General features: G+C 62.5%; 9 protein-coding genes. 4 read left to right on the top strand and 5 right to left on the bottom strand.

All coding sequences use genetic code 11. From position 1 onward, the window contains the following. Positions 1-720 carry a porin family protein gene (locus tag VFO93_RS21720; RefSeq protein ID WP_325136477.1) on the bottom strand — a complete coding sequence of 240 codons (720 nt, stop codon included), beginning with the start codon at positions 718-720 and terminating at the stop codon, positions 1-3. Between the two features lie 161 nt (positions 721-881). On the opposite strand from VFO93_RS21720, the gene VFO93_RS21715 reads away from it, so the two are divergent. Then, positions 882-2,264: a chloride channel protein gene (locus VFO93_RS21715; protein ID WP_325136476.1), complete on the top strand. Its 1,383-nt coding sequence runs from the start codon at positions 882-884 to the stop codon at positions 2,262-2,264. A 63-nt stretch (positions 2,265-2,327) separates the two neighbouring features. Here the strand turns inward: VFO93_RS21715 and VFO93_RS21710 are convergent, their stop codons facing one another. Continuing rightward, entirely contained in the window at positions 2,328-4,031 is a 1,704-nt protein-coding gene (locus tag VFO93_RS21710) for an ATP-binding protein (RefSeq protein WP_325136475.1), read from the bottom strand. Between the two features lie 116 nt (positions 4,032-4,147). Then, positions 4,148-7,120: a glycoside hydrolase family 3 N-terminal domain-containing protein gene (locus VFO93_RS21705; protein ID WP_325136474.1), complete on the bottom strand. Its 2,973-nt coding sequence runs from the start codon at positions 7,118-7,120 to the stop codon at positions 4,148-4,150. Between the two features lie 253 nt (positions 7,121-7,373). Here VFO93_RS21705 and mutL point away from each other — a divergent pair, with 253 nt between their 5' ends. The 3 genes from mutL to VFO93_RS21690 are packed head-to-tail and all read left to right on the top strand — an operon-like array spanning position 7,374 to position 11,138. Continuing rightward, the gene (mutL, locus tag VFO93_RS21700; protein ID WP_325136473.1) at positions 7,374-9,401 is read left to right on the top strand and encodes a DNA mismatch repair endonuclease MutL; all 2,028 of its coding nucleotides are present in this window, start codon (positions 7,374-7,376) and stop codon (positions 9,399-9,401) included. Between the two features lie 37 nt (positions 9,402-9,438). Then, positions 9,439-10,233: a rhomboid family intramembrane serine protease gene (locus tag VFO93_RS21695; protein ID WP_325136472.1), complete on the top strand. Its 795-nt coding sequence runs from the start codon at positions 9,439-9,441 to the stop codon at positions 10,231-10,233. Between the two features lie 17 nt (positions 10,234-10,250). Next, positions 10,251-11,138: a rhomboid family intramembrane serine protease gene (locus VFO93_RS21690; protein WP_325136471.1), complete on the top strand. Its 888-nt coding sequence runs from the start codon at positions 10,251-10,253 to the stop codon at positions 11,136-11,138. Between the two features lie 75 nt (positions 11,139-11,213). Here the strand turns inward: VFO93_RS21690 and VFO93_RS21685 are convergent, their stop codons facing one another. Beyond that, a complete protein-coding gene (locus VFO93_RS21685) occupies positions 11,214-11,879 on the bottom strand; it encodes a Uma2 family endonuclease (RefSeq protein ID WP_325136470.1) in 666 nt (221 codons plus the stop codon). A gap of 153 nt (positions 11,880-12,032) precedes the next feature. Continuing rightward, on the bottom strand, positions 12,033-20,228 hold the full coding sequence (locus VFO93_RS21680) for a T9SS type A sorting domain-containing protein (protein ID WP_325136469.1): 8,196 nt from the start codon (positions 20,226-20,228) through the stop codon (positions 12,033-12,035). Positions 20,229-20,353: the final 125 nt, after the last annotated feature.

The following is a 20,353-nucleotide window of genomic DNA, read 5'->3' as shown; positions in this document are numbered from 1 at the left end:
CTACAGCGCGAAAAAATACGTGCCCGTGAGCTGGGCCACGCGGTTGTAGGCCGCGTCGTAGCTGCCAGATTCTGAGTCGACTCGCTGGGTTAGGTCACGCAGGTTGCGCAGCCCTAGTCCGTAGCTCAGCTGCACTTGCAGCGGGCCTTGCCGGTAGCCAACCCCGAAGTTGAGACCTGCATCCACCCGCTTGCCATCCGAAAGAGAATTATAAGAGTGCTTTTGGTCAATGGGCTTATCGTCGGTAGCGCCCGTCCACGAGTAATGGGTGGTGTTACCCTGCTGGTGCCCGCCTACTGCCAGCGCCACGTAGGGGCCGGCAAAAAGCTGGAGGCCGTGGTCGCCGTGCTGCGTGTATACGACGTGCAGAGGCAGTTCTACCCAGTTATAGCGATTGGTACCCGTGGATTTCCAGGTATCGGTTCCCGCAAAGCCAACGATAGTATTGACAGTGGAAAACCGTGAGCCTTTCTGCGAAAAGAGTAAAGCTGGCTGCACCGCAAAATTTCCACGGCGCGCTTCTAGCGTTATTCCCGCTTGCCACGCATATAGCGCTGATGCATCGGAGGTTCGGCTAGGATAATCATTGCTCGCTCCGTGCGTCACCAGCTGCGCCTGGTTGAGGCCGCCGCGCCCGCCGATATGGAAAGACGTTTGGGCTGAGGCCGTGGCTGCGCTCAGCAGCAAGCTGGCGGCGAGAAGGGTAGCTAGGGGCTTCATGGGGAAAGGAAATAAGGTGCGTAGCACTATGATTACAGCCGAACACGAAGCGTTGCACAAGGGGGCGCTGAAAAGATGAAACTGCCCTGATATTCGTTTTTCTCGCGGGCATGGTGCGAGCAACGGGACCCGCGCCGCCCCGCCGCCCGTACCTTGCAGGAATGCCCGATTCCGCAACCCCGTCCCGCTACGCCCGCGCGCTGGCCTGGTTTGACCGCTACCTCATTCGCCCGCTGTACACGCCGCGGGTGCGGCGGCTCATTTTGCAAAGCCTGCCCTTCTGGATAGCCTCGCTGCTGACGGGCGTGGCGGCGGTGGGCTACGAAAAGGCGTTTGCCTGGGCCGAGCAAATAAGCTTTGGTTGGCTGAACCGGCTGCCGTTGCAGGCGTTTGGGCTGGTGCCAGTGGCGTTTTTGGCCTCGTGGGCGCTGGTGTACTACCTGGCCCCGGCGGCGCGGGGCAGCGGCATTCCGCAGGTGATGGCCGGCATCGACCTCTCGACGCCCACCCGGCACCGCTACGCCGGCTACCTGCTGAGCGTGCGCGTAGCGGTGGTGAAGGTGCTCAGCAGCGTAGTGCTGCTACTGGGCGGCGGCGTGATTGGGCGCGAGGGGCCGACCATCCAGGTGTCGGCGGCCATCTTTCGGGCTATCAATAACTTGCAGCCGGCGGGCTGGCCCCGGCTGTCGCGGCAGATTGCGCTGGTCACGGGCGGGGCGGCCGGCCTGGCGGCGGCCTTCAACACGCCGCTCGGCGGCATCGTGTTTGTGGTGGAAGAGCTGACGCAGGTGCACTTATCGCGCTTTCGCATGGCGGTGTTTGCGGCCGTTATTATCGCGGGGCTCACGGCGCAGCAGTTTCTGGGCACATACCTCTACCTGGGCTTCCCGAAGGTGACTTCGCCGGGCGGTTGGTTTCAGGTGCTGGCGATGGCCTGCGCGATGGCCTGCGGCCTGGCCGGGGCCGTGTTCGCCAAAACGCTGCTGGCGGTGGGGCAGTACCGCCGCCGCTTCACCACGCTGGGCGCGCAGGTGGGCTGGGTGTTGGGCTGCGGCGTGCTCATGGCCACGCTGGCCTACTTCGTGGGTACCGATGCGGTAGGCACCGGCAAGCCGATTATCAACCGCCTGCTGTTTCAGAACAACGGCGAGTCGCCGGGCTACTTGTTTCCGGTGCGCTTTGCGGGCATGGTGCTCAGCTACAGCGGCGGCGGAGCGGGCGGCGTGTTTGCCACCTCGCTCAGCGCGGGCGCGCTGCTCGGCGATGGCCTGGCCCGCCTGGCCGGCGTGCCCGTGCTCGACCGCAACCTGCTGATACTGGTGAGTATGGTGGGCTTTCTCACCGGCGTGGTGCGCTCGCCCTTCACCGCCGCCATCCTGGTGCTCGAAATGACGGACCGCCACTCGGCCATCTTCCAGCTGCTGCTCGGGGCGCTGCTGGCCCAGGCCGTAGCCGCCCTCATCGACCCGCACTCGCTGTACGAGCATTTGAAGCAAGGCTTCGTGCGCGAGGCGCTGGCGGGGGAGGCGGTTGCAGAAAAATGAGAGATTTCACAGCAGGTGTAAATTACAAAACCTGCCAATTAGGGAATTCTAGTAGTTGCGAATCTATGAAGCAGGCCATATCCTTGCCTGAATATCAAGAATACTTTGTAATTTTAAATCTTCGGTAGCTATAGATAAATCTCCTTTCCCAAAGGACACTTCTAGTTGATTTCTTAAAATCTTAAAGACCTGTTTACCGTGTCTATATCTTGGCTTGTTAGCTCTATACTTGGAAGTGCAATCTAATGCAATCTGGCCATTATCAACTCTGGCTCCCCCGGCGTACTGCTTCTGTAATGCATCTTGAGTTGCGGCATTAATAAAATTTCTTAGTGATTTTTCTTCTACTTTGTCAGTAGCCTTATCAATCAGATTTTCAACTTGTTCTAGATTTAGTTGAGTATATACTTTAGTAATGTGATGGGGGTTAAGTAAATGAGACTCTATATCAGTGCCGATAGTAAACATTATTTCTATATTGGCTGCACTGGCCTTCGAAGCTATTAAGTCGCATTCTTCATCAGTCAAATAATCTCTATCTCGATGGACTAGAACAGTTGTGCCTGGTGCGCTTTTCTTGATAAAAGCGGCTAATACTATTGCTGTATCAAGTTTTGAGCATCCCTCATAAGACCATAGCTCTGTTTCTGCCAAGTTAAAATTATTAGCGGCTAAAACTGATTTTAGCTTTTCTGTACGAGCATCTTCCGTTAGGATTACACACTTTGACGAGCCTTTATTGAGTATGTCTCCTCTATCAAGAGCACCTATCTCTAAAAGTACACTGATGAAACTATAGTCCTGATTGTTTAAAGCTCCATTAGATATCCAATGAACAGCCGCGTAATCTCTAAATGAATCTAGGAGATGTCTAGAATGCGTACTTATGATAATTTGAAAATTTAATCGCGCTGTGATATCATTCAACTTCTCCGCTAATATTTTTTGATTGCTTGGATGTAAATGGCTGTCAGGTTCATCTAATATAAGTAATTTAGGATTGTATAAATGTATATAAGATAAAATTTGAATTATTTGCAAAACACCTGTTCCAAAAGCATCTATCGGGAAAGATTTAGAATTAGATGTAATGAATGCATTTAAATATTCATCTTTTATTTTATCAAAAGTAATAGTGATATCGAGTTCTGGGAAAATATCCTTGAAATCTAAAATAAATGCGTCCCACTTGTTTGTGTCTTGCTTTAGAAGCCATAATACATTGCGAAATACATTATTTGCATCTCCTTTCGCTGCTAGTCTTCTTACAACGCCTTCGCTTTTTAGTTCTTCAGCTGCGGGAATTCCTGATAAGCCTGGTACGTATATAGAATAGGGATTATCTAAGTATCTGATAGTATTCCCTAAGTCTTTTCCTTCTATTGAGGTAAGCAAGTTCTTATTTCTTCCTTTTCTCAAGGAAAACTTTGCCAAATGTCCACTATCGCGTTCTGCAAATTCTACCATAATGGCCTTATCTGCATCTTGGCTTAAACTCCCTCCACTTCCTAAGGCATAAATATCCTTAATAGGAGAATAAATAATTTGATTTGCTGTCAAAGAAGTAGATAGAATACTATTCTTCCATCCTACTGTGCTAAACTCATCCAGCGATGTAGTTTGGGCAACGGCAACAGCAAATTGAATTCCCTGTAGTATAGAACTCTTACCCGCGTTATTAGCGCCGACTAAAATATTTATATTTTCTAGTTTAAGCGCGATACGTGAAATGTTTTTAAACCGCTCAATGGTTATAGTGTCAATCATAACATTACTATGTAATTAGAGCCCATACATCGCTTAGAGCGGTATAATACCGGTGTGTGATGTAAGCAGTTGTTATGTGCAAATATAGGAATAATTTTAATTTTTGAATATTACGCTCATCCCTTCGGGCTCTTGGCCTCCATTGCCTTGTAAATCACCTCCTGTATCCGCGTGCGGATGTTGTACGTCCGCAGCTTGACGTTCCCCGCGTCCGGGTACACACGGTTGGAGAGGAACACGTAGAGAATCTGGTTGTCGGGGTCGAGCCACACGCAGGTGCCGGTGAAGCCAGTGTGGCCGAAGGTGCTGGCGGGCGCGAGGCGGGCGGTGGGGCCTTCGGGCTTGCTAGGGTCGCCGTGGTCCCAGCCCAGGCCGCGCTTGTTGCCGGCCACCTGCGGGCGCGCAAACTCCGACACCACCGGCGACTGGAAGAAGCTGGTGCCACCGTAGCGGCCGTTTTGCAGGTTCATCTGCATCAGCACGGCCAGGTCGTTGGCGGTGGCGAAGAGGCCAGCGTGGCCGCCCACGCCGCCCACGAGGGCGGCAGTTTGGTCGTGCACGGTGCCTTGCAGTTGCTCGCGGCGGTAGTAAGTGTCGTTTTCGGTGGGCGCGATGCAGGTTTTGGGGAAGCGCGTGAGCGGGTTGTACGTCATCGTGCCCAAACCCAGCGGCTTATAAAACTTGTTGGGCAGGAACTCGGCCAGCGGCTGGCCCAGGATTTTCTCGCTCAGGCGCTTCATAATGATGAAGCTGAGGTCGGAATACTCGACCGGGTACTTGCCTTTGGTCTTGGGTAGCAGCGTCGAGCGCAGCGTCCAGGCCCACACCGAGTCGTCGGCGGCCTTGATGGAAAACTCGCCGGGTGCTACCTCGTTGGGGAAGTCGTCGGAGCGCTGGCTGGAGTAGTAAGCGGGCTTGAGGGTGCCGGCCGCCACGGTGCGCTCCCAGGTCGGGATGCCGGGCTTGAGGCCGGCTTGGTGCAGCAGCACGTCGCGCACGGTCATGTCGCGCTTGTTGGTGCGCGCCATTTCGGGCAGGTAGGCGCTCACTTTTTCTTCCAGGTTCAGCTTGCCCTGGTCTTTGAGGTACATGATGGCCTGCAAGGTGCCGGCCACTTTCGTCACCGAAGCCAGGTCGTACAACGTGCTGTTGGTCACGGGCTGGCTTTGGTCGTAGGTGCCGTAGCCGTAGCTTTGGTCGAAGACCACGGTGCCGTTTTTGGCGATGAGCACTTGGCAGCCGGGGGTGGCGGCGGTCACGATGCTTTCGAGCGCGATGTGGTCAATCTGGCTCATGATTTTTGAGTCGAGCCCCTCGCGCTCGGGCGCGGCGTAGCGCAGGCGGTGCAGGTCGGGCGTGGCGAGGCCGGTGCCCACTTTCAGGTTTTCCGACACCGTAACCGGCAATTTGCCCCGCGCCGGCAGCGCCCCAAACAGCACCTGCGGCACCACGATTTGGGCGGTGTAGTGGTCTTCGTAGCCGCAGACCAGCGTGCGGGCGCTTTGCAAATACTTGAGGCCGTAGGCATTGCCCATCGCTACTACCACGGTTTTGCGCTTGGGGTCAGCTTGCAGGCTTTTGAGGAAGCGTAGCGCGCCGTCGCCCAGACCGTAGCTGTGGGTGGGCGTGTTGTTCATTTGGTGAAGGCTCACTACCACCACATTGGCATCGCCGAGGCGGGCCTGAATGCGGCTGAACGTGGAATCGGGCGCGTAGCGGTCGGGCACCGCGTACACGGTGCCGGGCTGGTACTTATTGAAAATAGTAGCATACGGCCCCTCGGCCTGCGTGCCGATGGTGATGGCCGCAATGCGCAGGGTATCAAGCCGCTGGAAGGGAAGGAGCTTGTCGTCGTTCTTCACCACTGTCACGGCGTGCTCGAATATCGACTGCGCCAGCACCCGGCCGTCGGGCAGGTTGAGGCTGTCGCGCACCTTCGCTACGTTCAGGGGCTTGTACTGATTGAGACCCGCCCAGTACTTGGCCCGCAAAATCTTCTTCACCCGCGCATCGAGGTCAGCCTGGTTGAGGTGGCCAGCAGCGACAGCCGCCGTGATGCGGGTGAGGGCGGCCGGCACGTCTTCCGAAAAAAGCAGAATGTCGTTGCCGGCGGCGAGGGCCATTGCGTCGAGCTCGCCGGCTTTATAGAGCTTGCTCACGCTGCGCATATTCAGCGCATCGGTGAAAATTAGGCCTTTAAAACCCATCTTCTCTTGCAGTAAACCCGTTACCAGCGCCTTCGAGAGGGTAGTGGTTTTGGCGTTGGTAGTATCGAAAAGCGGGATGTACAGGTGCGCTATCATCACGCCCAGCGCCCCGGCCTCAAACGACTTTTGGAAGGGTACTAGGTCCACTTTTTCAAGCCGGGCCAGGTCGGTGTTCACCACTGGCAGGGCCTTGTGCGAGTCAGTGTCGGTGTCGCCGTGGCCGGGGAAATGCTTGGCCACCGCAATCACCCGCTGCCCCTGCAAGCCCTTGACGTACTGCACGCTGAGGGCGGCCACGTGGTCCTGGTTTTCGCCAAACGAGCGGTTGCCGATTACCGGGTTGTTGGGGTTGGAATTGACATCGACCACCGGCGCGAAGTTGATGTGCACGCCCAGCGCCCGCAGCTTGCGGCCCAGGTCGCGGCCCATCTGGTACACTAGGCGGTCGTCGTCCATCGCGCCCAGCGTCATTTGCTTGGCAAAATGCATGGTCGAGTCGAGGCGCATGTCGAGGCCCCATTCGGCGTCGGTGGCGATGAGTAGCGGCACCTTGGCCGCCGCCTGAAAGCGGTTGGTGAGCAGGGCCTGCCGCTTGGGGCCGCCCTGCAAAAACATAATGCCGCCGATGCCCTGGTTGCGCACCAGCCGCTCGATGCGGTCGGCGTGGGCCTTCTCGCGATTGGAATACGCCGCCACCATGAAAAACTGGCCTAGCCGCTGCTCGGGCGTAAGGGCGTTGAACACGCTATCGACCCAGCGCTGCTCGGCGGGGCCGTTGGGCAGCGGGTCGGGCAGGGCTGGGGTAGGCTTTACAAAACTCAGTAGCAACCCTGTGACGCTCAGCAACAAGCCTAGAGAGAGGAGCCGGAAGTTGACGCGCATCAGGTAATTTAAGCTGTTAGCTACTAGCGGTTAGCCGGTAGCTTTTGGGTTTGGTATAGGTAGCCAACGGCCGAACGGGCTACTTTTGCTGGCCGGAACCGGCAGGCTAGCCTGGGGGTTCCAAAGAGCACCCGCTGATTATTGCCGAGCCGGCAAAATTAGCCGCAAAGGTAGGGCGATTACGCAGGTTTATTGCCCGCCCCACCGCCTAAAAGCCACTAGCTAGCAGCTGCAAGCGAACAGCCCCACGAAAATGCCCGATATCATTCAACTGCTGCCCGAGTACCTCGCCAACCAGATTGCGGCGGGCGAGGTGGTGCAACGCCCCGCCTCGGTGGTGAAGGAGCTGCTTGAAAACGCGGTGGACGCCGGGGCCACCAGCGTGCAGCTCATTGTGAAAGAGGCTGGTAAGCAGCTGGTGCAGATAGTGGACAACGGCTCGGGCATGTCGGCCACCGACGCCCGCATGAGCCTGGAGCGCCACGCCACCAGCAAAATCCGCTCAACCGAAGACCTGTTTCGCATTCGCACGCTGGGCTTCCGGGGCGAGGCGCTGGCCAGCATCGCGGCCGTGGCGCAGGTCGAAATTCGCACCAAGCAGCGCGGGCAGGAAACCGGCACGCTGCTACTGGTGGAGGGCTCGGCCGTGAGCAGCCAAACGCCCACCGCCTGCCCCGACGGTACCAGCATCGCGGTCAAAAACCTGTTTTTCAACGTGCCCGCCCGGCGCAATTTCTTGAAAAGCAACGCGGTAGAGATGCGTCACATCCTGGACGAGTTTCAGCACGTGGCACTGGCCAATCCGCAAATTGCCTTTTCGCTCTACCAAAACGACCTGGAGGTGTTCAACCTGCCGGCCGGCAAGCTCAGCCAGCGCATCGTGGCCTTGTTGGGTAATAATTATAAGGAACAACTGGCGGGCTGCGAAGAAGTTACGCCCTTCATTACGGTGAAAGGCTACATCGGCAAGCCCGAGTCGGCGAAGAAAAGCCGGGGCGACCAGTTTTTCTTCGTCAATAATCGCTTCATCCGCTCGGCCTACCTCAACCACGCCGTGCTGGCCGCCTATGAGGGTTTGCTGCCCAAGGACACGCACCCGTTCTACGTGCTGTTCTTGGAGCTTGACCCCAAGACCATCGACATCAACGTGCACCCCACGAAGACCGAAATCAAGTTTGAGGACGAGAAAACGGTGTACGCGGTGGTGCGGGCCGCCGTGCGGCAGGCGCTGGGTATTCACAGCCTCGCCCCGTCGCTCGACTTTGAGGGCGACGTGAATTTTGCGCCCATCCGGCCGCTGCGCACGGCGGGCGGCAGCACGGGTTTCCCGGCTGGCGGGGGCGGTAGCTCGGCGTTGCCCGCGCCTACCCGGCACGTCGAGTTCAACCCCGACGCGCTTTCCGCCTCCGTGTCGGCCGCCGCTCGCCAGGGCAAAAGCCGCGCCGACGCGCCCGAGCGCCAGGGGCCGCCGCGCCCTACCGAGCAAGCCAAGCGCGACCTCGAAGCCTTCTACCGCGAGCTAGGCCAGCCCGTGCGCCCCGATGAGCCCGCCGCCCCGCCCGCCGTGGCCCCCACGCCGCCCGCGGCCGTACCCGCGCCTGTGCTGCCCGAGCTGCCGTTTGTGCACGCCGGCGCACCCGAGCCGTCGCTGAAGCCCGCCACGGCCCTGGCTGCTACCCACTCATCCACTCATCCGCTCACCCACTCACCCCGGGCTACGCAGGTGCTCACGCGCTACGTGCTGCTGCCGGTGAAGTCGGGGCTGATGCTCATCGACCAGGAGGCCGCCCGCGAGCGCATTCTCTACGAGCAGTACGCGGCGGGGCAGGAGCGGGGCGCGGTGCATTCGCAGGCGCTGCTGTTTCCACGGCCGCTCACGTTTTCGCCCGCCGACTACGCCATTTTGCAGGAGCTGACGCAGCCGCTGCATTTGCTGGGCTTCCGCTTTGCCGAGTTTGGTCCGCTCACCATTGCCATTGAGGCCGTGCCCGCCGACCTGCCCGCCCAGGGCGAAAAAGAGCTGCTCGAAAGCCTCATCGAGCAGTTCCGCAGTGGGGCGGCCCCGCTCAAGCTCGACCGGCGCGAGGCGCTGGCCCGCGCCCTGGCCCGGCGCGTGGCGCAGGCCACCAGCCAGCCCCGCCTGCCCGATGTGGAGCTGAGCGCCTTGGTCGATAAGCTCTTTGCCTGCCAGGTGCCCAACTACACCCCCGACGGCCGCCCTACCGTGGTGCTGCTGGATGGGCAGCAGTTGGCCGACTTTTTCCGTAAGCCCGGCACGTAGCCGGATTTTACGGCTCGCTCTCTGCCCATTACATCTTATGTTCAATCTCACGCCTACCGTTCGCAATTTGCTTATCGCGAACGTCTTAGTCCTCGTAATCGGCGGTAATCTCGTTCAGAACCTGACGCAGTTCGGGGCGCTCTACCCCGTTTCCTCCCCGTATTTCTACCCGTGGCAGTTTGTCACGTACATGTTTTTGCACGCGGGCTGGGGCCATTTGATTGGCAACATGTTCGCGCTTATTTCCTTCGGCCCGATGCTGGAGCAGCGCTGGGGCGGCCAGCGCTTTCTGATATTTTGGCTGGTGTGCGGCGTCGGCGCGGGCCTACTCTACGAGGGCGTGCGCTATTACGAAATTCACCAGATACAGCAGGCCGCCGTGGAATTTGCACAGCAGCCCTCGGGCGGCGGGCTGTCGCAGTTTTTTGAAAACTACGCGCCGCAGTATTCGGGCTACCAAACCCTGGCCCGCGCCATGCACGACGACCCGCGCAACGCGGAGTATATCGACTCGGCTACCAAGGCCGTGCAGGGCGTGCTGAACGAGATACTGACCTCGCCCGGCGGCGGCATGGTCGGCGCGTCGGGCGCGGTATTTGGCATCCTGTTCGCCTTCGCCTACCTCTTCCCTAATACCGAGTTGATGCTTCTGTTCTTCCCTTTTCCCATTAAGGCGAAGTATTTTGTGTTCTTCTACGCCTTGTATGAGCTCTACGCCGGCGTGCACCGCACGCCCGGCGACAACGTGGCGCACTTTGCCCACCTCGGCGGCCTGCTCATTGGGTTTATTATTATTAAGGTCTGGGAGCGGGGCCGCCGGCAGTTTTACTAACCTATTCCTTCCGCCTAATGAGTGTAATTCAGGATATCCGCGATGCTTTTTCGCGGCGCGATAATGTTCTCAACCAGCTGATTATAATTAACGTGCTGGTGTTTACAGTGCTCATTATCGTGCACGCCGGCTTCTTCTTGTCAAAGGCCAACGAGGCATTTGATACCCGCGTCATTCCGCAGTTCGCACTCTCGTCCGACCTGCGGGTGCTGCTGCGCCACCCCTGGACGCTGCTAACCTACGCCTTCACGCACGAGAACCTGTTTCACATCGTGTTCAATATGCTGAACCTCTACTGGTTTGGCCAGCTTTTGCGCGAGTACCTGGGCAGCCAGCGGCTGCTGAGCGTCTACATCCTGGGGGCGCTCGCGGGGGCGGCGGCTTTCCTGCTGTTCTACAATGTGCTGCCGGTTTTTGCTTCCAGCGTGGGCGCGCCCATGCTGGGCGCGTCGGCCTCGGTGGTGGCCATTATCGTGGCGGCGGCCACGCTGCTGCCCGACTACACCTTCGTGATGTTTTTGTTCGGAACGGTCAAAATCAAGTGGATAGCCCTGGTGGTGGTGGTAGTGCTGTCGGTGGCCAATATCTTCCAGGGTAACCCGGGCGGCGGCATTGCCCACCTGGGCGGCGCGCTGCTGGGCTACGTGTTCATCAAGCAGCAGCAAGCGGGCCGCGACCTCGGCCGGCCGGTGCATGCCGTGGGCAGCTGGGTGGGCCGGCTATTTGAGCGCCGACCGGCCGGTGGCATGAAGGTGACGCACCGCACCGGCGGCGCCAGCCGGCCCGCTGCCAAATCGGCCGAAGCCACGGACGTCGACGCCATCCTGGACAAAATATCGCGCTCGGGCTACGAAAGCCTGTCGAAAGACGAAAAGCAGCAGCTTTTCCGCGCCAGCCAGCAGTAGGGCTGGGCAAGGGCATACGTAAAGGGCCGGTCGTTGTCAACGACCGGCCCTGCTGTTGCTAGGCACAGCTGCCAGCTAATAATTGGTTTCGGTGCTAAACGCGAGCAGGCCCTCGTACAGCTCGGCCAGGGTGAGCGCGCAGTTGCCTGCCGCCAGGTTGAGGCGGTCGGCGGGGCGAGCTAGTGCCTCGTAGAGCCAAGCATCCCCGGCCTGCCGGGACAGGATTTCGACCTGCGGCCGGCGCGAGTCCAGCATGATGTACTGCCGCAGGCTCGGGATGCTGCGGTAGCGGGCGAACTTGCCGAAGCGGTCGTAGTCAGCCGTCGATTCGGAGAGAATCTCTACGATAACGACGGGGTTCGTTAACGACGGTAGCGCCACGGCGGGGTCTTCAAACTCCAGGTCGCCGCAGACTACTACCGTGTCCGGGTAAGCGTAGCCTTTGGTGAGCGGAATATGAACCTTGGCATCGCTGGCGAAAGCCCGGCAGCCAGCTGGCAGGCGGCCAAACAGCAAGCCATTGAGGCGGCGGCTGAGCTCGTAGTGCGTGGGGCTGGCCCCGGCCATAAACGTAGGGTCCAGCTGGTTTACCATGCCAGGCTCCCCGACGGGCGTGATTTTTCCGTCGAAATATTCCCAGCGGCCTTCCGCTTGCTCGTCGAAGGCCAGGTATTCGGCGCGCGTGTAGCGGCGGGTAGGCTCGGGCCGCTGGGGCCAGGAAAGCGGTTGGGCGGCGGACATAAGCGAGAAGACAGGGTGGGTAAAAATACGAAAAGACCGGCCGCTGCGAGCGCCGCGCTACCAGGCTGGCCGGCAGCGCTCGCCCCTAAGCAAACAAAAAACGCTGGCCAAGCGGCCAGCGTTTTTTGTTTGAAATACCCAGCGTACCAGCCCCTAGAACTTGCTCAGGCGGCGCGAAACTTTCAGCGTGTCGCTGGAAATCAGCACCAGGTAGGAGCCGGTGGGCAGCTCGCCTACCGTGAGTTGGTGGCTGAGGCCGCCGCTCAGGGTGTGGCGTTGCAGCAGGCGGCCGGCCAGGTCAAGCACGCGCACCTGGTAGGTGCCGGCGGGCAGCGCCGTCAGGTCGAGCGTGGTTTGGTCGGCGGCGGGGTTCGGGTAGAGGCTCACGCTGGCGGCGGCGGCCTGCGGTGCGAAGGCTACCACCCGCACCGGGCTGTAGCTGGTTTTGCCGTCGAGGTCGCGCTGCTGCAAGCGGTAGTACACGGTGCGGTGCTGCTCGCCCACGCCCGCATCGGTGTAGGCGTAGGTGTGCGCCTGGGTGCTGGTGCCGGCCCCCGCCACGAAGGCGAGCGGCGAGAACGTAGCCCCGTCGAACGAGCGCTCAAGCTGGAAGCCGGCGTTGCGCCGCTCCTGGGCCGTGGCCCAGTTGAGCAGGGCATCGGTGCTGGCGGCCTGGGCGTCGAAGCGCGTCAGGTCGACGGGCAGGGGGTAGGCCCCGATTTGCACCGGCACGGTCTGGGTCGTGATGCCGCCGTGGGCGTCTACCGTCGTGATGGTGACGGGATACGTGCCCGTCACGAGCAAGGTGCGGTCCACTACCGTCAGCTGGCCCGTCACCGGGTCGAGCTGGGTGCCGGCGGGCAGCGAGTTGTCGGGCGAGCTGGCGCTACGCACGCCGTTGTCGGTGAGCGTTACCGCGTCGTAGGTGCCACCGTTCACGTCGAACACGTTGGCCAGCACGTCGCCGTTCTGGTAGGGGTTGGCCCCGCCCTTCACCGGCGTCGTGGTGTACAGCGACGCATTATCCTGCCCCACGGCAATGGTATACAGCGCGGGCACCGAGACTACGCCCAGGTTGTCGGTGGTTGAGTAGGTGAAGAAGGCATTGCCCACAAACGTGGCCACCGGGTCGTAGGTGAGGCCGGCCGCGTTGGCCCCGCTGATAACCTGGCCTACCTGCACGGCCGTGCCATTGAGCGCCAGCGTGCCGGTAGCGGGCAGCGAGGCAATGGTGAACGAGCGCAGCGAGCCGTCGGCGTCGTAGCCCGTGAGAGCCGAAATCGCCAGCGGATTAGCCGTGTTGCCCTCGGGGGCTTGCAGGCGGTTGGTGATGGTGTTGGCCAGCGGCAGCTGGTCGGCCAGCGTAGTGGTCACGGCTGCCTTGTTATTGGCGGTAGCGCCATTTTCGCCCGTGTTGCTCGCCACGGTGGCCGTGAGGGTCGAGGCCGTGGTGGGGAAGGTGAAACTGATGCTATTGGTAACCTCGCCAAACTTGCCCACCGCCTGCGTGGCAATGCGGGGGAAGGTAACGAGGCCCGAAGCCGCGTCGTAGGTGCCGCCGCCCGAGGCGCTCACGTCGGTGAGGCCGGTGGGCAGCTGTACGGTTTGCACCACGGCGCTGGCCGGCGAGGGGCCGTTGTTGAGGGTCACTACCTGATAGGTAGCCAGGCTGCCGGGCAGCGTGGTGGCCGGGCCGCTGAGGCGGGTAGCCACGTCGGCCACGGGCACGATGGCCACGCTCACCGACTGCGTGTTGTTGCCCGGCGTGGGGTCCGAGAGGTTGCCGTTGATAACGGCCGTGGCCACGAGCGGGTCGTTGCCGGGGTTACTAACGGTGATGCGGTACGTGAGGGTAGTGTTTGCCGGCTGGTTGGTAACCGCCGGGAAAGTCACAACCCCGCTGGCCGCATCGTAGGCCGTTGGCAGGGCGCTGCCGTTGGCGTCGAGCACCGTCACGCCGCTGAGGCCGGCGGGCAGCGTTACCCGCTCGCGCAGGTTCGAGGCACCGGGCCCGGCGTTGGTGGCCGTTACGGTGAGCACGATGGGCTGCCCGGCCAGTTGCGACGACACGTTCGCGGCAATAGTGGTTTGCAAATCGGCCTGGCTGCTGGTGCGCGGCGATACCGGAATAACCAGCGTAGCGGCGTTGTTGGTCAGGTTGAGGTCGTTGGCCGCGTTATTAGCCGCCGCCGACACCCCGATGATGGGCCGGTCGGGCACCAGCACCGTGATGGTGTTGGTGACGGCACCCGTGGGCCCGGCCACTTGGCTGGCGATGGTGGGGAACGTAACCAGGCCGGTAGCAGCGTCATACACGCCGCCGCCGCTGGCTACCACGCTGGTGAGGCCGGTAGCAATACGCACCGTAGTAGCCACGTTGGCGGCCGGGGCCGGCCCGTTGTTGATGGTCGATACCGTGAAGGTCACGTTATTGCCGAGTACGGCCGTGGTGGGGCCTGCCACCGCCACGTTCACGTCGGCATTCCACTTGATGTCGGTGCCCACGGCTACCGAGTTGTTGGCGCTCACCGCGTCGGCCGAGGCCGTCGTGACGCTGGCGCGGCTCACGATGGTGCGCGGGGCGCTGGCATCGGTCGAGGGCAGGGCCGGGGCCACGTAGCTGTAGGTGTAGGTCTTCGCTTCGCCTACCCCCAGCGCAGCCACGCTGGGCCAGGTGATGACGCCGGTGGCGGGGTCGTAGGTGCCACCGTTGCTCACCGTCACGTCGGCGGGGTTAAAGTCGGCCGGGATGGACACGGTCTGCACCACGTTGAGGGCGGGCACCAGGCCCTTGTTGAGGGTCATCACCGTGAAGGTCGGCACCTGCGTAGATGCTGCCACGCCCGGGCCTACCAAAGTAGTAGCCACGTCGGCCGCACTCAGGATGTCAACGTTGCGGCTCACCACGTTGTCGGCCGGCATGGGGTCGGAGGTAGCGCTCGCTACGCTGGCCATGGCCACCAGCGGGCCGGTGGCGGGGGCCGTCAGCACCACCGTATTGGTTACGCTGGTTCCGCTGGCCTGGCTGGCCAGGGCCGGGAAGGTAATCACGCCGGTAGCAGCATTATACGTGCCACCGCCCGAGATGCTGCTGATGCTCAGGCCGGGGGGCAGCGACAGCTGCTGCACCACGTTCTGGGCCGACTGGGGGCCGTAGTTGCCGGTCACGACGCTGAAAGTCAGCGGCGTGCCGGGGGCCACGTTCTTGTCCGAGAAATTCAGCAAGGTGTACACATTGGCCTGGTCGGTAGTGGCCGAGGTCGAGCTGGTAGCCGGGGCCGAGGCCGAGTTGTTGGCCGTGGTGCCGGCTACCTCCGTGGTGGTAGTAGCTACGCTGGCCGAAGCCGTGAACGAAGCCACCGGCATGGCGAAGCTAACCGTATTGTTGAGCGCCACGCCGCTGGCCAGCGAGGCCAGGGCCGGGAAGGTAACTACCCCCGAGCTGGCGTTGTACGCGCCGTTGTTGGACACGAACACGCCGCTCAGGTTGCGGGGCAGCTGCACCGTCTGCACCACCGCGGCGGCGGCCGACGGGCCGTTGTTGGCCGTGGTCACGGCATACGTTACCAGGTTGCCGGCCACCGCGGTGGCAGGCCCGCTGATGGTGGTGGCCACGTCGGCCACCGGCTCCACGGCAATGCTGCCCGTAGCCTGGTTGTTGCCGAAAATGCCCGACGAAGCCGAGTTGCCGCCGCCGCTCAGGCTACCGCTGATGTTGACCGGCCCGCCGGCCGGAGCCGTAAACGTAACCGTGGAGGGTGCCGAGGCCCCGTTGGCCATAGCAATCGAGGGGTAGGTGATGATGCCCGTGGCCGGGTCGTACACCCCGTCGTTCGTAACCGACACCCCGCTCAGGCCGGGCGTGAGCTGGGCGTAGCGCAGGGCGCTCGCCGCGTCGGCCGGGCCGTAGTTGATGAAGTTCAAGGTAAATGACGCCTGCTGGCCGGGCCGCACCGAGCTGGCCGACACCGCCACGCCGTTGGTAGCCAGGTCCGAGGTCGCGTTGTTGGTCACGGCAAAGGCAAACTGGTCGGGCGCGGCCCCGGGGCCGTTGCTGGCATCCTGGGCGGTAGTAGTGCTGGTGGTGCTGACGACGTTGGCCACGCTACCCGTGTTCGAAGCCGTGTAGCCAAACTGGAAGACGCTGGTGGCCTTGCTGTCGAGCGTAGCCACCGTGCCGAAGTCGATAACCTGCGTGCTGCTGTTGTAGCTGCCGCCCTGGCTCTGAATGGCTTGCAGCTGGATGCTGCTGAGCGTAGCGCCGGCGGGCAGCGTCACGGTGCGCGTCACATTGGCCGCCTGGGCCGGGCCGTTGTTGGCAAATACGGCGGCGTAGGTGGCCGTGGGCCGGCCCGTGGTCGAGGAGCTCAGGCCGAATACGGCCGTTACCACGTCGGCAAAGCCGTTGATGGCCGTCGTGGCCGTGCTGGTGTTGTTGCTGGTTACGGGCTCGGCCGTGCTGGTGGTGATGTTTGAAGTAGCCACCACGCTGCTGGTGCCGGGGGCCACGTAGGAGATGCCAAACGAGGCGCTGCTGCCGCCCGCCAGCGGCGACACGCCGGGGTAGGTGATGGTGACGGTGCCGGCCGCATCGGGCAGGCTGATGCTGCTGCTGCCGGGCGCTACTACGTTGCTCACCGGGTTCAGCACGTCGCCCGAAGCCAGCGTTACGGTGCGGGTTACGGCTGTGGCCGCTACCCCGCCATTGTTGGTAAAGCTTACCGAGAGGTTGGCCGTTTGGCCGGCGGTAGCCGCGCTCGGGGCCGAAATGACGGTTACTACGTCGGTGCTGCAATTGATGCCCGACGCGCTGCCCGCGATGCTATTGCTCACCTGGCCGTTGGCAATGCCCGCGCCGCCCGCCGCCGCCCCGTAGGCGATGCCGTTGGTGGTGGTGCCGTTGGCCCCGCCCACTACGCTGGCGCTGCCGGGGGCCGCGTTGGTGAGCACAATGCCGCCGCCGCCGCCGCCGCCCGGCCCGTGGGCATCGCTGCCGTTGGCGTTGGTGCCCGTGTTGGTGCCGCCGCTGCCGCCGTTGGCCGCCAGCGTGAGGGCGCTGAGGCTGGCCGTGTTGTTGGCCGTGACGAGGATGGCCCCGCCCGCGCCGCCGCCGCCGCTGCCGTCGTATTGCACGGTGTTGTTGGCGTTGGCCCCGTTGGCCAGTATCGTGCCCGCGCCAGCTACCGAGCCGGTGCGTACCAGCACGATGCCGCCGCCCGCCGCGCCGCTGCTGGCGTAGCCCGGCGTGGGCCCGGTGCCGGTGCCGTCGTTGGTAACGCCGGCCCCGCCGCCGCCGCCCAAAATGAGGCGGCTGGTGCTGGGCAGGCTGAAGGGCGAGCCCAGCTCGCCGCCCACGGCCGCGTTGCTCTGCCAGGCGTTGCCGCCCCGGCCGCCGCGCGCGCCGTTGCCGCCGCCGCCGCCGCCCGAGTTCTGGGCATTGGCGCCGGGGTCGCTGGCGTTGCCGCCGCCGCCGCCGTTGCCGGGGGCACCGCGGCCCGCGCTGCCGCTGGGGTAGCCGTCGGTGCCGGTGTCAAGCACGGCCGCGCCGGTGTTCACGTAGCGCGGGGTGCCCACGGTGCCTTCGCCCTTCATGGCGTGGGCACCCACGGTAGAGGTGGCCGACGTGGCGGCCACCGAGCGGTAGTCGGTGCTGGTGAGGCCGGTGGCACCCACCAGGCGCTGGCCCGCGCCCCCCCGGAAGCCCAGGCCCGAGGCGTCGATTTTAGCGCCGCTGGCAAAGGCCAGTTGCCCCGTTACGTCGAGGGCCAGGATGCCGCCCGTGCTGCCGTTCCAGCCCGCAGGGGCTACCGTGCCGCTCACGGTCAGGTTCTGGTACTGCGGAATGCGCACCACCTGGAAGCGCCGCTGGCCGGCCGTGGCCGTGGCGTTGGCGTTCTGGTAGCTTTTGGTGAGGCCCGCCGTGAGGGTGAGGGTGCCGCCGCCCAGGGGCAGGGCCGCGCCGGCCACCGCATACTCATACTGGCCCGCCACGAAGTTGGCGTTGCTCAGGTTGCCGGTGGCCAGGCCGCCCGTTACCCCGTCGCCATAAGCGTCGGTGTTCGAGTAGTCGATGTCCGCGCCCTGCATCTGGATAATCAGCAGCAAGTCGCCAGCCGCGATGGGCGTCGTGCCCACGGCCGCGCCCAAACTCAGCGAGGTCGCGCCCGCCGCTACCACTTGGTTGGTGGCGGGGTAGTAGGTGTTGGGGTTGGTGGTGATGGTGGGCGAACCGTCGCGGCCGGGCGTGCCGCAGGCGCTGGCCACGCCCGCCGGCCCGATGGGCGACACGGCCACGGTGAGCACCGCCGCCGCAGCCGTGCCGTTGTTGTTGGCCGGAGTGGGGTCGGCGGTGGCGCTGGTGCTGGCCGCCGTCACGGTAAAGCTGCTCGGCGACGAAGGCACGACCAGCGCGAAGGAATTGACCACCGCCGCGCCGCTGGCCAGCGAGGGCGTCGCGTTGAAGGTGATGATACCCGTGGTAGCGTCGTAGCTGCCGTTGGTCACGGTCACGCTGCTAAAGGCCGGCTTGTTCGAAAGCGTCAACGTCGGCACCACGTTAGTAGCGGTGGCGGGGCCGTTGTTGGTCGTCGTCACGCTGTAGCTTTTCGACTGGCCTTCCACGCCCAACGGCTGGCCGCCTACCGTCGAGGCCAGGTCGGCACCCGGCGTCACGGGCACCGCGTAGGTAGCTGTATTAGAAACCGCGCCCGCGTCGTCGGTGGCGCGGTAGGTGAAGGTGGCATTGCCCGAAAACGTGCCGTTGGGCACGAAGGAAAGCTGGTAGCCGGGATTGCTGGCCGTGGCCGAAGTCGGCACGCTTATCACCTGCCCGGTCGTGGCGGCCGAGCCGTTCACGTACAGCGTGCCCTGTGCCGCTGTGGGCAGCGACACAATGGTAAACGAGGCGATGGTCGTGTTGCCAGCCGTGGCGTCGGGGTCGCTGGCGTTGAAGGGCGCGATGTTGGTCGGATTCGTAGTGCTGCTCAAAATGGCCGGCGAATTGGTCACGTCGCTGGCCACGGGGGCGCGGTTCTGGGTGGTGGCCAGGGTAGCCGAGTTGTTGGCAGGTGTGTTATCGAGCACCGCGCTCTGATAGGCGGCCGTGCCCGATACCGCGTTCGACGCCGGCATGGTGAAGGTCACACTGTTCGGCACCGCCGTGTTCAACGGCAGGTTGGCGATGGTCGAAAACGACACCAGGCCCGTGGCGCTATTGTAGCTGCCGCCGCTGTTCACCGTCAGGCCCGTCAGGCCGGTCGGCAGTTGCAGCGTCGGCGTCAGGCTGGCGGGCAGGTCGGGGCCGTTGTTGGTGGTAGTCACCGAGTAAGTGACCTGGCTGCCGGCCTGGGCGCGGGCGGGGCCGGCCAGGGTAGTGGCCACGTCGGCCTCGGCGCACCAGCCAAACGATGGGATGCCGATGGCTTGCTGGGCTGGGTCGTTGGCCGCCGTTTGCACGTTGCGATACGTCAGCGTGAGCTTGGTAATGGCCTGCGGAAACGTCACAATAACGTTGTCGGCCGGGGTGGCCGCGCTGGCTGCCGTGCCCGTTACGCAGTTATTGCCCGAAAACGTGTTCGCGCTGCCCAGCTTAATATTGCTGCTCGCCAAGGCAATAGGCGTGGCCGAGCCACTAACGTAGCCATCAAACTGCACCTGGTCGATGAAGGTCGACGTGGTCAGGTTGGAGGACGTCGCATCAATGTCTTGCACCGCGATAGAAAAGCCCGACACCGGCCGGCTAAACGTAAACGTAACCTGCGAGGTGCTGCCCTGCTTGGTCACGTAGTCCGTAAACCAGGTCAGTGCCGCGCTGTGGTTGCCGTTCTGCACGTTGTCAATTTGCAACGTATTGGTGCCATCGCCCGCCACGTAGGCGCTGCTGGCCACCGTTACGCTGCCCGCCGTGGCCGACTGCGCCGTTTTCCAGTTCTCGCCCGTGGTGCGGGTCGAGAAGTTCAGCCCCGCCGCCTGCCCGCAGGTAGCCAGCCCCACGGTCAGGGCGTAGGTAGCGGCCGCGCTCGTGCCCGTGCCATCGGTAGCCGTGAAGGTAAACGAGTAGTTGCCCGCCGTGCCCGAGGGCAGGAAGGACAGCTGCGTAGCCTCGGTTGGCGTGAGGCTGCGCGCCGCCGTCACGGCCACGTTGTTCACGTAGAGCGTGCCGCCCCCCGGTAGCGAGGTGATGTTGTAGCGGGTCGGCGTGCCGCTGGCGGTGAGGCTAGCGATAGGCGTGCGGGCGGCGTTGGCCGGCAGCACGGGCGTCGTCTGGTTCACGATGCCGGGGGCGGCCACAGCGGGAGTAGCCCCGACCAGTAGCGCCGCCAAAAGCCAGGCGGGTAATAATTCTTTCATCAGTAACTAATAAAAATTGTTGAATCGAGGACTAGAAACGGGCTGTGTACACCTCCCTGCTACGCCTGCCGCATAGCATGATGCTGGAATGAAATTGCATTAAATCAATAAAAAATTGAGGTGAT

This window comes from Hymenobacter sp. (assembly GCF_035709525.1).
Classification (GTDB): domain Bacteria; phylum Bacteroidota; class Bacteroidia; order Cytophagales; family Hymenobacteraceae; genus Hymenobacter.
The sequence above is the reverse complement of the archived record's forward strand: the minus strand, read 5'-3'. Positions and strand labels throughout refer to the sequence as shown.